The following is a 14,411-nucleotide window of genomic DNA, read 5'->3' as shown; positions in this document are numbered from 1 at the left end:
AATGCACCGTCAGGGTTTTCTTCCGGCCAGATCAAGCAATGGATCATCAAGCTCTGCTGGAAAGCGGTCCGGAACCAACGCCTGATGGAACCAGCGAACGAAGCTGTAGATCGAGAACACCGGCAGGCCCGTCAGTTTGCGCACATCGGCAGCGTAGGGCGTCATATTGGTGCATTCCAGAATGATGGCTCCGACATCTTCATGCTCTGTAACCAGTTGCCGTGCTGCCGCCAGCATGTCTTCTCGGCAAGCCGCAAAGTCGATTTCGGGAGCATCGCCCAGAATATCGCGTGTGAACACGCTGCCACCCTCGGTACCAACAACCGGTGTATCAAGTGGAACATTTGCCGCTTCCAGATGCGCGGGGGTTAGTGTCTCCTTTGAGATTGTCAGAATACCGGGGCGCTTGCCCGGAGGAAGCATCGCCTGCACCATTTGCGTCTGCATCAAAGACGAAGTTGCGACGGGGACGGGAACTGCCTGCGCCAGTTGATCCTGCACGATCGACAGAAAGCCACAATTGGTGGTGATACCATCACAACCACTCGCGACAAGATCCTTTGCTGCTTCGATGAAATTACCAACCAGTTCACGGGCATCGTTGCGCACCACCCGGTCCGGCGTAGCGCTGCGAACAACCCGGTATTGCACCGGAAAGGGCCAGGTTGTGGCATTGCCGATGTCACCAGGAATCCTAGGGAACTGAGTTTCAAGCATAAGAATGCCAAGATTGGCGCCGTATACGGTTTTACCGCCGTGACAGGAGTGCATTGGGTTCTGCCTTACAATCGGAAACTTGTAGACATTACTGTATACAGTTCGAAACAGAGTCAATCTGGAATCCTTAGAACCCGGAATCTCGGTCAAAACTTCTGCTGCACATTCAACTTTCTCGTTGAACGCTGCTAACTCCCGCAATCAGATAGCCGCCGCAAAGGCTCACACCAAGTCACGTTTCTTTTAGCGTATTGCCGGTTTGCTTGAGGATGCGCGCCAATGCGCTCATTTCCTTGTAGATTGATCCCGCAGCCGGGTGCCAGGCACAGACGTCGTAGCCTTGTTGCGCCATGACAATCTCATCGCCTCTGGAGGCCGGTCCGGTCAGTGCTTGTTGTGGACCAAACGCCGACACATTTTCGGCGGCACCTTGCAATAAAGTCTCGTTTAGTTGTTTTGCGATTTCACCGGGCACGCCGGCTTCAGTCCAGGCCTCGCGAGCAATAGCCTGCAAGACAACAGTGAAATTGTTCGAAAAAACGGCAGCTGCATGGTAAAGACTTTTCGTTTCCGACTGAATGTCAAAGCACTGAGCACCCAACTTTTCGAAAACAAGTCGAACAAAGGTTTTAGCGTCCTTATCGCCTTCCAGCCCACAAAGAGCACCCCTGAACTGTTTCCTGGCTATCGCTGGATTGGCGAAGGACATTGCCGGATGAACACTGGCCAGACGCCATTGCAAGTCGCGCAAGGGGGCCATTTCCGATGCGGGGAAAAAGCCGCTGCAATGGATGGCAATCGAAGTATCGTCTTCCTTGCCGTGTCGCGCTTTGGTGAGTTCAGTGGCCACAGACGCAATTTGACCATCGGGGACGGCCAGGACCCAAAGGTCGGCTGCCTTCAGCTCGTTAAATCCCCCAATCGCCTGTCCTGCCCCAGCCAATTGTACTGCTTCAATTGCGGATCGGTGACTTGCGCTCAGGACAGATTGAATTTCACAGTTCGGATCCTCGCCGATAAGACTGATCAGCGTCTTTCCAACACGCCCGGCGCCAATGAGGTTCACTTTGATCCGGGACATTGGACGGTGCTCCCACTCAGATGGCTAAAAAGTTGAGTTACTTTGCTTTCCAGCCAGTTTACAGCAATTTGGATCGGGTCGCATAAGTTCCGACGCCGACATCAGGGTTACCAATTTCGCTTCGTAAACTCACGCAACCGGCCTGGTTATGTCAGATGCGCCGTTGCTTCAATCTCGACCAATGCTTCATCTTCTACCAACCCAGCAACGATAATCATCGACATGGCTGGGAAGTGCCTGCCGAACACCTCACGGTAAGCTGCACCAACTTCGGCCTGCCGTGCGAGATATTCGTTTTTGTCAGTCACGAACCAGGTCAGCCGGGTCACGTCGCTCACTTGCCCACCTGCTTCTTCGACAATAGCCGCGATGTTGCAAAGCGCTTGCTTCATCTGTTCGATAAACCCGCCTTCGACAAACTTCTTGTTGGCATCCCAGCCGATCTGGCCGCCGATATGCAAAGTTCCGTCCTTGGTCAGGACGCCGTTGGCATAGCCTTTAGCGGGCAGCCAGCCACTTGGATGGATCGTTTGATGGCTCATGACGCTTGGTCCTTGAATGCGGTTAATCTGGTGCGAAGTGTTTCCGGCCACGCCAACGAACGACCGTTTGTGGCGACATGCACAAGCGTAGCCGTCGTCGTAAAGCGCAGTTCATCTCCGCAATGTGCAGTCATAGTGTAGCCGGCAGAACTGCGGCCTATCTTCGTTATGATAAGCCGCAGGAACAGTTGATCACCGTGTCTGCTGGGCGCAGAAAACCGGGTTTCGATCTGGGCCGTTGGTACTCCACCGTGCTGATGCATCTGCTCAAACGGCGAATTCAGCACTTCGTCGAAAAATGCTTCGACGCAATCGTTCATCATCTCAAAATATCGTGGATAGAAAACGATCCCGGCAGGATCGCAGTGCTTGAACAGTACTTTCTGGTGGAACTCAAATGTCATCAGACCCCCACATACTTTTCGGAGATTTCGGGGGTAAGACCAGCCATATCGCCAGACCAAACTGTCTTACCGCGCTCCAGAATAACGGCTTTGTCCGAAACTGATGCCAGCTCCCTGAGAGATTTGTCGATTAGCAGGATCGCAACGCTGGTTTCCTGCTTTAGGCGGCGCAGTGCGGCCCAGATCTCTTGCCGTATGATAGGGGCAAGGCCCTCGGTCGCCTCATCAAGTATCAGCAGGCGTGGGTTGGTCATCAGCGCACGACCAATTGCAAGCATCTGCTGTTCGCCGCCGGAAAGAGACACAGCGCGCTGACCTTCCCGCTCACCCAGCCTTGGGAACAGCTCCGTCACTTTGGTCATGGTCCAGTCTCCGGGCCGAGCCGCGGCAATCAGATTTTCGCGCACGGTCAAATCGGCAAAACAACGGCGCCCCTCGGGAACAAGGCCAACCCCTTTGCGGGCGACCTTGTGACTGGGAAAGTCATGCAAATTCTGCCCATCCAGGGTAAGTGTCCCTTTGGACCTGATCATTTGGCAGATCGCTTTGACGGTGGTTGTTTTTCCCATTCCATTGCGCCCCATCAGGGCTGTCACCTCGCCCTCGGCCATAGTCAGGTCAACACCGAACAAAGCCTGGCTTACACCATATGTGGCTGTGAGGTTCTGGACGGTCAGAAAGCTCATGCCTCATCCCCCAGATAGGCTTCGCGCACCTCGCGGCTGCTGCGTATCTCATCGGCTGTCCCGGTGGCTATGACTTTGCCATAGACCAACACGCTGATCCGATCCGCCAGGGCGAAGACCGCGTCCATGTCATGTTCTACCAGCAGGATCGGAGCTTCCTCACGCAAACCATCCAGAAAACCGGTCAAACGTTTGGAACCTTCAGCGCCCAACCCCGCCATCGGTTCGTCCATGATGAAAGCACGCGGTGAAAGCGTCAGCGCAACCGCAACTTCCAGCTGCCGCCGCTGCCCATGGCTGAGGTTGGCACAACGCGTCTCGCGCTCGTCAACAAGGCCGACGCGGGTCAAGGCTGCTTCGGCTTTTTCGCAAAGGGCTTTTGTTTTCAGAGCACCGCGCCAAAACCGCCAGGCCGAGCCTTCGGAACCCATCGCGCCCAGAACGACATTTTCCAAAACGGTATCTTCCATGCATAAGTCAGAAATCTGGAATGTCCGACCCAAACCTGCCCGCGCGCGCGACTGCGTTGTCTTGTTGGACACATCCTGCCCGCAAAACATGACGCGCCCGGAATCCGGTTTGATTCCACCGCAAATCTGCTTGATTAGCGTTGATTTACCCGCCCCATTAGGCCCGATTATCGCGTGGATTTCTTTGGCCTTCAGGTCAATCGACACATCGTTCGTTGCCTTGAGTGCCCCGAAGCTCTTGTTCAGGCCATGGGTTGCAAGGATCGGCTCAGACATGCGCGCCCTCCTTGCCGGTCAGCAGGCCGGTCAATCCTCCGCGCCCAAACAAAACTATGCAAAGAAGAATGATGCCCAAATAGACATGCCAGAACTCGGTAAGCTCACCAAGAAAATGTTCAAGCGCAACAAAAACACAGGCGCCGATGACCGGCCCCATTAGACGACCGACCCCGCCGATGATAATCAGAACGATCAGTTCCCCGGACAATTGCCAGCTGAACATCGTGGGTGACACAAAGCGGTTCAGATCGGCAAACAACGCCCCCGCCAGCCCGGTTATCGCGCCAGAGATCACAAAAGCCAGCAGCTTCAGGCGCATCGGGTTCAACCCAACAGTCTCAACCCGCGCATTGGTCTGACGGGCTGCATTCAGTGCCAGGCCAAAGGGTGACGCCTGAAGCCGCGCGAAGAAAAAGAGCACGATGCATAACAGGACAAAACAGATGCCGAAGAACTGGATCGGAACCAGCGTATTTAAACCCGGGAAGCCGTTGCGAACATAGATCGAAAGCCCGTCTTCGCCCCCGTACTGCGCCCAGGAGATCGCGAAATAATAGAACATCTGCCCAAAGGCGAGCGTAATCATGATGAAGTAGACCCCGGATGTTCGCAGGGACAGAAGGCCGATAAAGAACGCAACAATCGCCGACAGGATCATCGCAACAATCCAGATGACGGGCATTGAGTTGGTGCCACCCGTCTCGAAGAACCCAAGATCCAGCGCGGTGTAGGTCTGCGCATGGTAGGCAAGGACGCCCATGGAATAGCCACCCACCCCAAAGAAAACGGCGTGGCCAAAGCTGACCATCCCACCGATGCCCAGAACGAGGTTCAATCCGACCGCTGCCAGAGCAAGGATCACCGCTCGCGTCACCAGAGTGATCGTAAACGGCTCGTCCATTGCCAAGGCCCAAAGCGGCAGTGCCAACAGCCCGATCAGCACGAGGGTGTTGATATATCGTTCATCAAGCCTCATGCGCGTGCTCCGAACAAACCGGTGGGACGCCAGATCAGCACCAGACCCATCAGTATGTAAATTCCCATCGATGCAATCGCCGAGCCACTTTTCTGCGCTGCGCCCGTATCCATGAACAGTTTGAACAATTCAGGCAGAAACACGCCGCCCAATGTATCAGTAAGCCCGACCAGAAGGGCCCCGATAAATGCCCCCCGGATCGACCCGATACCGCCAATGACGATGACGACAAAGGCCAGAATGAGCACCGGCTCACCCATACCGACCTGAACCGACTGAATTGCGCCCACCAGTGCACCAGCCAGACCGGCGAGGGCTGCACCAAGAGCAAAGACCAGAGTGTAGAGCTTAGAGATATCGACACCTAATGCGGCGATCATCTCCCGATCATTTTCGCCAGCGCGTATCTGAATACCAATGCGGGTACGTTCAATGAGCAACCAAAGCCCGCCTGCAACCGCCATCCCGATCATGATAAGGGTCAGGCGATACAGCGGATATTCAATTCCGCCGGGCAATGTCACGGGACCGGACAGCGCCTCCGGTATATTCAGAAACAGCGGGAAGGAGCCAAAAACCCAACGCGTACCCTCTGAAAATATCAAGATCAGCGCAAAGGTGGCCAAGACCTGATCCAGATGCGCGGCGTCATACAGCCGCCGAATGACGGCCATTTCGATAATCGCGCCCGCTAGTGCTGCAGCGGAAAGCGCCGCTATGAGGCCCAGAACGAATGAACCTGTCGCACCTGCAACAGCAGCCGCAGCGAAGGCTCCGACCATGTATAGCGAGCCATGGGCCAGATTGATCAGACCCATAACGCCGAAGATCAGCGTCAGGCCCGCAGCCATCAAAAAGAGCATAACGCCAAACTGCAGTCCGTTGAGGATCTGCTCGATAATCAGGATCGAGGACATGGAAACTCCGGGTATCTGCCTGCCTTCAGCGAGAAGGCAGGCAGGGATCGATCACATTTTGCAATCGGCCGCGTAGGCGTCCGAGTGGCTTTCCAGCGCTGCGCCGATGATCTTGTTGGTGAAGACATCGCCTTCCTTGATCACCTCACGTGCATAGATTGTTTGAACCGGGTGGTGGTTCGGACCGAAGGCGAAGTCCCCGCGTGTGCTGTCGAAGTCAGCAGCTCGCAGTGCAACTCGGAATGCATCAGCATCCGAAGGTTCTGCTTTCTCAAGTGCAGACAACAGCAGGTTTGCGGTGTCAAACCCTTGGCTTGCATAAAGCGATGGCAAGCGGCCGTATTCCGCCTGGAAGCTTTCGACAAAGGCTGCATTGGTTGGATTTTCGATATCCTTGTTCCACTGCGACGTGTTCACAACACCAAGCGCTGCATCACCAACGGCTTGAAGGATTCCCTGATCAAAGCTGAAGGCAGGCCCAACAACAGGAAGGTCGACGCCGCTGTCAGCGTATTGCTTGAGGAACGAGATCCCCATGCCGCCGGGCAGGAAGAAAAAGACGCTGTCTGCATCGCTCGCCCGTATCTGCGCAATCTCTGCTGCATAGTCTGTCTGACCAAGCTTGGTATACACTTCACCAGCCAGGTCACCTTTGAAAAACCGTTTATATCCAGTCAGCGCGTCGGTTCCTGCGGGATAATTAGGCGCCATGATGAAGGTTTTTTTGTAACCCGCATCGTTGGCATAAGCCCCTGCCGCTTCGTGCAAATTGTCGTTCTGCCATGCGACGTTGAAATAGTTCTGGTGGCAGCCCTTACCCGCAAGTGGAGAAGGACCGGCATTGGGAGACAGGTAGAAGACATTCTGGTTTACGGCAGCAGGGACAACCGCCATCGCGAGGTTGGACCAGATGATCCCTGTCATCACGTCGACGCGTTCAGACTGGATCATTTTGTCGGAAAGCTGCACCGCGATGTCTGGTTTGCGCTGATCGTCTTCGATCACGACTTCGATGTCGTCACGACCAGATTGTGCGATCGCCAGCATGAATCCATCACGGACGTCGATCCCAAGACCCGCACCCCCGCCGGACAAAGTCGTGATCATCCCTACTTTGACCTCAGCCAGTGCGCCTGTTGCGCAAAGGGCCGATGCAGCAGCGGCCAATAGAAATTTTTTCATTTGTTTCTCCCTTGTTGGTCTTATTACTTCATACAAAACTCAGGCGTTCTGAACACCCGTTTCAGACTCGATTTCGGACGGTTATTCGAAACTTCATTGCGAACCTTCTATCGTGGATCTCAGCTTGAACCGTTGCACTTTCCCTGTCTGAGTTTTAGGAAGACTTCTGCAGAACCGGACAGAGCGCGGATACTTGTAAGGAGCGATGACAGATTTGACATGGTCCTGAAGCGCTTTGACGATCTCATCAGAAGCTTCGGCCTGTTCGGTCAGAACCACATGCGCCTCGACGATGTTCCCTCGTTCTTCGTCCGGCGCTCCGATTACGGCACATTCGGCCACGGCCTCATGAGATAGTAGCGCCGCTTCAACCTCTGGCCCGGCTATGTTGTAGCCTGAGGAGAGGATCATATCGTCATTGCGTGCGGCAAAATGAAAACGGCCGTCGGCGTCTTTGCAAAAACTGTCGCCGGTAATATTCCATCCATCCGTCACATAGTCTGCCTGACGTTCGTCGTTCAGATACCGACAACCCGTAGGCCCTCGGACAACCAATCTGCCGACTTCGTCGATATCTGCCTCAGACCCATCTTCTCGCAGCACCATTGCCTCGTAACCTGTTACCGGCTTACCGGTGCTGGCAGGCCTGTGATCATCAAACCTGTTTGAGATAAAGATATGGAGCAATTCGGTCGCGCCAATTCCGTCGAGCATCGGTTTGCCCGTCTGCTCAATCCAATCATCGTAGATCGGTTTAGGCAAAGTCTCTCCGGCTGAAACCGCGGCGCGCAGGCTGGACAAATCAGCGCCTTTTTCCATTGCCTGCAGCATCACGCGGTACGCCGTCGGAGCCGTAAAGCAGACCGTAGCCCTATACTTCTCGATGATCTCGATCATGCCCGGAGGCGACGCCTGTTCCAGTAAAGTCGCCGTCGCACCAAACCGCAGCGGAAATACCGCGAGTCCTCCAAGGCCGAATGTAAACGCAAGGGGGGGAGATCCGACAAAAACATCATCCGGCGTCACCCCCAAAACTTCGCGCGCATATCCGTCGGCGATGATCAGCAGGTCGCGGTGAAAGTGCATAGTCGCCTTGGGCTCACCGGTAGAACCAGAAGTGAATCCCAAAAGCGCAACGTCATCGCGCCCGGTTTGCACGCAATCGAACTTCACCGGTTTTTCAAGCGCCAACCGATCCAGTTCCGCCTCATGATTAGAGGTGCCATCGAAACCGATCACCTTCGTCAAAAACTGGCTGTCCTTTGCACAAAGCTCCATTTCTTCCATCAGGCGTGTATCGCAAAGGGCAAACTGGATTTCAGCCTTATCGATGTACTGGCTCAGTTCACCAGCCCGCAACATCGGCATCGTGTTGACTACAACCGCGCCGACCTTTGTCGCGGCCAGCCAGCACGCGACCATGGCCGGGTTGTTGGCGGAACGGATCAGAACACGGTTGCCGGGCTGGACCCTAAGATCCTCGACTAACACATGGGCCAGACGGTTTGTCCAATCGGTAAGCTCTTTGTAGGTACGCTGGCGTCCATTACCAATCAGCGCTGTGTTGTCCCCAAATCCTTTCTCGACCATCGCATCCGTAAGCTCGTAGCCCGCGTTCAGGATTTCCGGATATTCAAATCCCTCAAGCAGGAAATCCGGCCATTGGTCGAACGGGGGCAGATGGTCACGCGCAAACGTGTCTATATGAGCTGATTGGCTGAGCACTACGAACCTCCCTGATGTGCCATCATAGCCTGTCGCGCAATGATGACCTTTTGCACGTCGGACGCGCCCTCGTAGATGCGAAGCGCGCGGATCTCGCGATAAAGCGTTTCAACGGCAGTGCCAGACCGCACCCCGTCGCCTCCAAACAGCTGAACCGCTGTGTCGATGACCTTTTGCGCCTGATCGGTCGAGAACAGTTTGGCCATCGCAGCCTCGCGTGAAACGCGGGTGGCACCACTGTCTTTCGTCCACGCTGCTCGGTAGACCAGCAAGGCACTTGCGTCGATATCCAGTGCCATTTCAGCGATATGGCCCTGCACCATTTGCAAATCGAATAGCGGTGCGCCCTGAACATGCCGATCAGTGACGCGTGCAAGCGCTTCGTCCAACGCGCGACGTGCAAACCCAAGGGCCGCCGCAGCGACCGTGGACCGAAATACATCCAGCACCGACATGGCAATTTTGAACCCAGCCCCAGGCGGCCCGATCATTGCCGAGGCCGGAATACGAACGTCATCAAAGTGCAGCGTTGCAAGTGGGTGCGGTGCGATGGTGTCCAGCCGCTCGACAATATTGAAGCCGGGAAGATCGGGTGTTGCAACGAACGCTGAAAGTCCTTTTGCTCCCGGCGCCTCTCCGGTGCGGGCGAAGAGTGTGTAGATATCTGCAATTCCGCCATTTGATATCCAGGTCTTCTTGCCGCTCAGAACGAACTGATCGCCATCGCGTGTGGCTGTCATGGTGGAATTCGCCACATCCGATCCCGATTGCGGTTCGGTCAGAGCAAACGCCGAAATTGCCTGACCACTGCGCGTTAGCGACAGCCACGCAGACTTTTGTTCGTCGGTTCCAAACAAGGAAAGCGCACCCGTTCCCAATCCCTGCATCGCAAACGAGAAATCGGCCAAACCGTCATGCCGTGCCAGAATCTCGCGAGACAAGCAAAGCGTTCGCACATCAAGAGCGCCGTTTTCACTTGCCGTTGGCTGCAAGACCCCTGCGGCGCCCAATTCCTTAACCAGCGTGCGGCATGCAGCATCTGTATCCGCATGATCAATTGCGAGCCCTTGCGCCACCTCTTCAACCCGTCTGGCCCAATCGCGGTGGCGGTCTTCGAAAAACGGCCAGGAAAGGAAAGTTTTATCCGCCATCAGTCGCCCTCGAATACCGGTTTATCCTTGGCGACGAAGGCTTTGTAAGCCCGCTCAAAATCGCCTGTCTGCATACAGATGGCCTGTGCCTGCGCTTCGGCCTCGATCGCCTGTTCGATCGACATTGACCATTCCTGCGCCAACATTGTCTTGGTCATCATATGTGCAAAATTTGGCCCCGCTGCGATACGGTTGGCCATTTGCTGCACTTCTGCATCCAACTGGTCGGCACCAACAATCCGGTTGTAGAAGCCCCAAGCGGCGCCCTCTTCGGCGCTCATCGACCTGCCAGTGTAAAGCAACTCAGCCGCGCGCCCCTGCCCGATGATCCTAGGAAGGATCGCACAAGCCCCCATGTCGCACCCGGCCAACCCGACACGCGTAAAGAGAAACGCACATTTCGCTTCGGGCGTCGCAATGCGCAGGTCCGAGGCCATCGCTATGATCGCCCCTGCCCCAACACAAATACCGTCCACAGCGGCAATCACCGGCTTGCCACAGTTTACAATCGCCTTGACCAGATCTCCGGTCATTCGTGTGAACGCCAGCAAGTCCTTCATGGTCATGCGCGTCAGCGGGCCGATAATATCATGCACATCACCCCCCGAGCTGAAGTTGCCACCGTTCGACGCGAACACAACCGCATCCACATCATCCGCATAGACCAGATCCCGAAACCAATCGCGCAGTTCGGCATAGCTCTCGAACGTCAAGGGGTTCTTGCGATCGGGCCGATCGAGCCTGACGGTCGCGACACGCGCGTTAACCTCGCACTGAAAATGTTTGACGTCACTTCGCATCGGAAACCTCTGGCATGCTGAATTCTGTGGTAATCGCGCGGGCCTCTTCAGCGGAAAATTGACCCAACAGTTCATTGATCCACGCCTCATGAGCGTCGGCCTGGCGGGCAAACTCCTCGCGCCCCTTCTGGGTCATCAACACTCGATGCGCGCGCCGATCACCAGGCACCGACATCCGAACCAATAATCCGTCTTCCGCAAGACGGTCCACGATACCGGTGACATTGCCATTCGATACCCGCAGCACGCCCGAGATTTCGCTCATCTTCAATCCGTCTTCAAAGCGTGAAAGCGCTGCCATGACATCAAATCTGGGCAGGGTCGTATTGAACTGATCGCGAAAATTCTCTCGTAATGTTGCTTCTATGAACCGTGTGGTCTTGAGCAAACGCAGCCACAGACGCAGCCTTTCTTTCGAGGAATCTTCCAGCGGCAATTGAGCGAGATTTTGGTTCATATCTCACCCCCTGAAAGGCTGAGCGTATGCCCATTCACTGATTTTGCTGCGTCAGAGCACAACCACATCACTGCGCTTGTTACCTCATCGGTCTGGATAAAGCGACGTTGCGGGTTGCCTTGATAGAGCAATGCGGCCGCCTGTTCCGAACTCTTTCCTGTTTTCTCAACGATAGTTTCGATCGACCGTTCCAGCATAGGTGTTTCAATGAACCCAGGGCAGACCGCGTTTACGGTTACACCCGTTTTTGCCAGCTCGATCGCAAGGGATCGAGTGAGGCCGACAACCCCGTGCTTTGCAGCACAATAGCCGGAAACATATGGATAGCCCTTCAGCCCGGCTGTTGATGCAATGGCCACCAGTCGCCCCTTGCCTGCGGCCAGCATATCCTGCAATCCGGCTTGCCAAACATTGAATACACCTACGAGGTTTACCTCGGTCATCGCGCGCAGGTCATCTGATGTCATTTTCTGAAACGGAACCGAGGTTGCAGCACCCGCATTCGCAATCACCGCTGAGAATGGCCCTCGTTCGGCACGTGCCGCATCGAAAGCAGATTTAACCTGAGTTGCATCGGTTACGTCACAGATTTGATAGTGCAGAGCCTGAGCCTGTAACGTGGCTTCGGTCCGCCCCAATATCGTGACCTCGGATCCTTGCCTGGCAAAGCTCTGCGCGATGTCGGCCCCGACACCCGTTCCACCGCCAGAGATCACAACATGGTTCATACCTTGCCCACCATCTCTGCTTCTCGGTCTGCAAGTCGCCAGGTCTGATCACGACCTGCTTCATAAGGTTTAGGCCATTGCTCCTGCCGATCTCCAATCGCCGTGGCTGCATGCAAGGTCCAATAGGGATCGCTAAGATGTGGACGGGCCAGACAGACCAGATCGGCACGGCCCGCCATCAGGATCGAATTCACGTGGTCAGGCTCGTAAATATTGCCGACTGCCATTGTCTTGATGCCGCGCTCATTTCGGATACGGTCGGAAAACGGCGTCTGGAACATACGGCCATAAACGGGTTTGGCCTGCGCCGACGTCTGGCCGGCGGATACATCCAGAATGTCTGCGCCTGCCGCCTCAAACATTGCCGCAATTTCAACGGCCTCTTCTGCTGTCACTCCGTCTTCACCAGCCCAGTCGTTGGCCGAAATGCGCACGGCCATCGGTTTCTCTTCCGGCCAGACAGCACGCATCGCTGAAAATACCTCCAGCGGATAACGCATGCGGTTTTCCAGTTTGCCACCGTACTCGTCATCGCGCTTGTTCGACAGTGGCGAGATGAAAGATGAGATCAGATAGCCATGAGCCGCGTGCAGTTCGATCATGTCAAAACCCGCGCGGTTGGCCATCTCTGCCGCGGCGACAAACTCGGCCTTCACAGCGTCCATGTCCCCTCGATCCATCGCTTTGGGAACTGCATTGTTATCAGACCATGGGATTGCAGAAGCAGACAGCAGGGGCCAGTTGCCCGAACTCAAGGGCTGATCCATACCCTCCCAACCAATCTGGGTGGAACCTTTGCGACCGGAATGGCCAATTTGACAACAGATTTTCGCGTCCGTTTCCGAATGCACGAATTTTGTCAGGCGCCGCCACGCGGCCTCATGTTCGGGGGCGTACAGCCCAGGACACCCCGGCGTGATACGCCCGGCAGCCGAGACACAGGTCATTTCGGTATAGATCAGGCCGGCACCACCTTTGGCGCGTTCCCCGTAGTGGATCAGGTGCCAATCCGTCGGACAGCCGTCGACCGCCTTATACTGCGCCATGGGCGAAACGACGATCCGATTCTTCAGGCGCATGTTGCGCAAGCGGAAAGGTGCGAACATCGGCGCGCGGGCGGGGCTATTCACACACTCCCCTGCTTGCTCCATGAACCATGACTCGGCGCTTCCCAGCCAATCGGCGTCCCGTTCACGCAGGTTCTCGTGGCTAATTCGCTGAGACCGCGTCAGCATGGAGTAATTCAGCTGAACCGGATCGAGATCCAGATAACGCTCTACATCCTCGAACCACTCCAAGGAGTTGCGGGCAGCCGATTGCAACCGCAAGACTTCCAGACGGCGTTCGTCTTCATACCGGGAGAAAGCCGCCTCGAGCGTATCCTCTCCAACGATGTAGTCGGCCAGTGCAATTGCACTTTCCATCGCCAGCTTGCTACCCGATCCGATTGAAAAATGAGCGGTCGCGGCTGCGTCGCCCAGAAGAACTACGTTCTTGTAGCTCCATTTTTCACACAAAACGCGTGGGAACCTCAGCCATGCCGAACCACGGATATGGTTTGCATTGGTCATCAGGTTGTGCCCGCCCAGATGCTCTTTGAATATCTCTTCGCATACGGCAATTGACTCCTGCTGGTCCATTTCACCAAATCCGTAGGCGTCAAATGTTTCCTGTGTACACTCGACGATGAAAGTCGCCGTGTCCGGGTCAAACTGATAGGCATGCGCCCAAACCCAGCCTTTATCCGTGTTTTCAAAGATAAAGGTAAATGCATCGTCGAACTTCTGATGCGTTCCCAGCCATACGAACTGGCACAGTCGCTGATCAATATCGGGTTTGAAAACCTCAGCAAACTCCATCCGCGTTTTTGAGTTCAAGCCGTCCGCACCGATTACAATGTCGAAGTCGTCCATATACGCGGAAGCTGTCTCGACTTCGGTTTCAAAGCGCACGTCCACACCCAGCTGGCGCGCTCGCTTTTGCAAAATCAGCAGAAGTTGCTTGCGTCCGATGCCGCAGAATCCATGCCCGCTAGAAACCGTTCTTTGCCCTTTGTGAACAAGCGCCACATCATCCCAATACGCAAAGTGGCTGCGGATGGATTCAGCACTGACCGGATCGTTCTGCTCCAGGTTATCCAGCGTTTCATCCGACAGTACGACACCCCAACCAAACGTGTCATCCGAGCGGTTTCGCTCGAACACAACAACCTCTGCGTTCGGATCGCGAAGCTTCATCGAGATCCCAAAATAGAGACCGGCTGGGCCACCACCGAGACATGCAATGCGCATTGCTG

At 55.4% G+C, this 14,411-nt stretch carries 15 protein-coding genes and 1 pseudogene; all 16 read right to left on the bottom strand.

Annotated elements, in window-relative coordinates:
* Positions 1-9 precede the first annotated feature (9 nt).
* The gene (locus tag AC2TCY_RS10560) at positions 10-771 is read right to left on the bottom strand and encodes an aspartate/glutamate racemase family protein (protein WP_480847334.1); all 762 of its coding nucleotides are present in this window, start codon (positions 769-771) and stop codon (positions 10-12) included.
* A 178-nt stretch (positions 772-949) separates the two neighbouring features.
* Positions 950-1,468 (bottom strand): DUF2520 domain-containing protein, encoded by a 519-nt coding sequence (locus AC2TCY_RS10555; protein WP_480847500.1) that lies wholly within the window; start codon positions 1,466-1,468, stop codon positions 950-952.
* Between the two features lie 3 nt (positions 1,469-1,471).
* A pseudogene (locus AC2TCY_RS10550) lies at positions 1,472-1,798 on the bottom strand (NAD(P)-binding domain-containing protein); the annotation flags it as partial.
* 146 nt (positions 1,799-1,944) lie between these two features.
* A complete protein-coding gene (locus AC2TCY_RS10545) occupies positions 1,945-2,340 on the bottom strand; it encodes a RidA family protein (protein WP_480847333.1) in 396 nt (131 codons plus the stop codon).
* The gene (locus AC2TCY_RS10540) at positions 2,337-2,744 is read right to left on the bottom strand and encodes an acyl-CoA thioesterase (protein ID WP_480847331.1); all 408 of its coding nucleotides are present in this window, start codon (positions 2,742-2,744) and stop codon (positions 2,337-2,339) included. The genes AC2TCY_RS10545 and AC2TCY_RS10540 overlap by 4 nt, the downstream gene beginning before the upstream one ends.
* Positions 2,744-3,430, bottom strand: a complete 687-nt coding sequence (locus AC2TCY_RS10535) for an ABC transporter ATP-binding protein (protein ID WP_480847330.1) — start codon at positions 3,428-3,430, stop codon at positions 2,744-2,746. Before AC2TCY_RS10535 ends, AC2TCY_RS10540 begins: the two co-directional genes overlap by 1 nt.
* Positions 3,427-4,176 carry an ABC transporter ATP-binding protein gene (locus AC2TCY_RS10530; RefSeq protein WP_480847328.1) on the bottom strand — a complete coding sequence of 250 codons (750 nt, stop codon included), beginning with the start codon at positions 4,174-4,176 and terminating at the stop codon, positions 3,427-3,429. Before AC2TCY_RS10530 ends, AC2TCY_RS10535 begins: the two co-directional genes overlap by 4 nt.
* A complete protein-coding gene (locus AC2TCY_RS10525; protein WP_480847326.1) occupies positions 4,169-5,155 on the bottom strand; it encodes a branched-chain amino acid ABC transporter permease in 987 nt (328 codons plus the stop codon). Before AC2TCY_RS10525 ends, AC2TCY_RS10530 begins: the two co-directional genes overlap by 8 nt.
* A complete protein-coding gene (locus tag AC2TCY_RS10520) occupies positions 5,152-6,072 on the bottom strand; it encodes a branched-chain amino acid ABC transporter permease (protein WP_480847324.1) in 921 nt (306 codons plus the stop codon). The genes AC2TCY_RS10525 and AC2TCY_RS10520 overlap by 4 nt, the downstream gene beginning before the upstream one ends.
* A gap of 51 nt (positions 6,073-6,123) precedes the next feature.
* Positions 6,124-7,254: an ABC transporter substrate-binding protein gene (locus AC2TCY_RS10515; RefSeq protein ID WP_480847322.1), complete on the bottom strand. Its 1,131-nt coding sequence runs from the start codon at positions 7,252-7,254 to the stop codon at positions 6,124-6,126.
* 93 nt (positions 7,255-7,347) lie between these two features.
* Complete coding sequence (locus tag AC2TCY_RS10510) at positions 7,348-8,979, bottom strand: AMP-binding protein (RefSeq protein ID WP_480847321.1); 1,632 nt, start codon at positions 8,977-8,979, stop codon at positions 7,348-7,350.
* Positions 8,979-10,130, bottom strand: a complete 1,152-nt coding sequence (locus AC2TCY_RS10505; RefSeq protein WP_480847320.1) for an acyl-CoA dehydrogenase family protein — start codon at positions 10,128-10,130, stop codon at positions 8,979-8,981. Before AC2TCY_RS10505 ends, AC2TCY_RS10510 begins: the two co-directional genes overlap by 1 nt.
* Positions 10,130-10,930, bottom strand: coding sequence for an enoyl-CoA hydratase family protein (locus AC2TCY_RS10500; RefSeq protein ID WP_480847319.1), 801 nt, complete (start codon positions 10,928-10,930; stop codon positions 10,130-10,132). The genes AC2TCY_RS10505 and AC2TCY_RS10500 overlap by 1 nt, the downstream gene beginning before the upstream one ends.
* Positions 10,920-11,387, bottom strand: coding sequence for a MarR family winged helix-turn-helix transcriptional regulator (locus AC2TCY_RS10495; protein WP_480847317.1), 468 nt, complete (start codon positions 11,385-11,387; stop codon positions 10,920-10,922). Before AC2TCY_RS10495 ends, AC2TCY_RS10500 begins: the two co-directional genes overlap by 11 nt.
* A complete protein-coding gene (locus AC2TCY_RS10490) occupies positions 11,384-12,115 on the bottom strand; it encodes an SDR family NAD(P)-dependent oxidoreductase (RefSeq protein WP_480847316.1) in 732 nt (243 codons plus the stop codon). The genes AC2TCY_RS10495 and AC2TCY_RS10490 overlap by 4 nt, the downstream gene beginning before the upstream one ends.
* The gene (locus tag AC2TCY_RS10485; protein ID WP_480847314.1) at positions 12,112-14,406 is read right to left on the bottom strand and encodes a bifunctional salicylyl-CoA 5-hydroxylase/oxidoreductase; all 2,295 of its coding nucleotides are present in this window, start codon (positions 14,404-14,406) and stop codon (positions 12,112-12,114) included. The genes AC2TCY_RS10490 and AC2TCY_RS10485 overlap by 4 nt, the downstream gene beginning before the upstream one ends.
* Between the last annotated feature and the right edge of the window lie 5 nt (positions 14,407-14,411).

This window comes from Ruegeria sp. HKCCD7181 (assembly GCF_057221055.1).
This window is presented reverse-complemented; position numbering and strand designations above follow the sequence as displayed.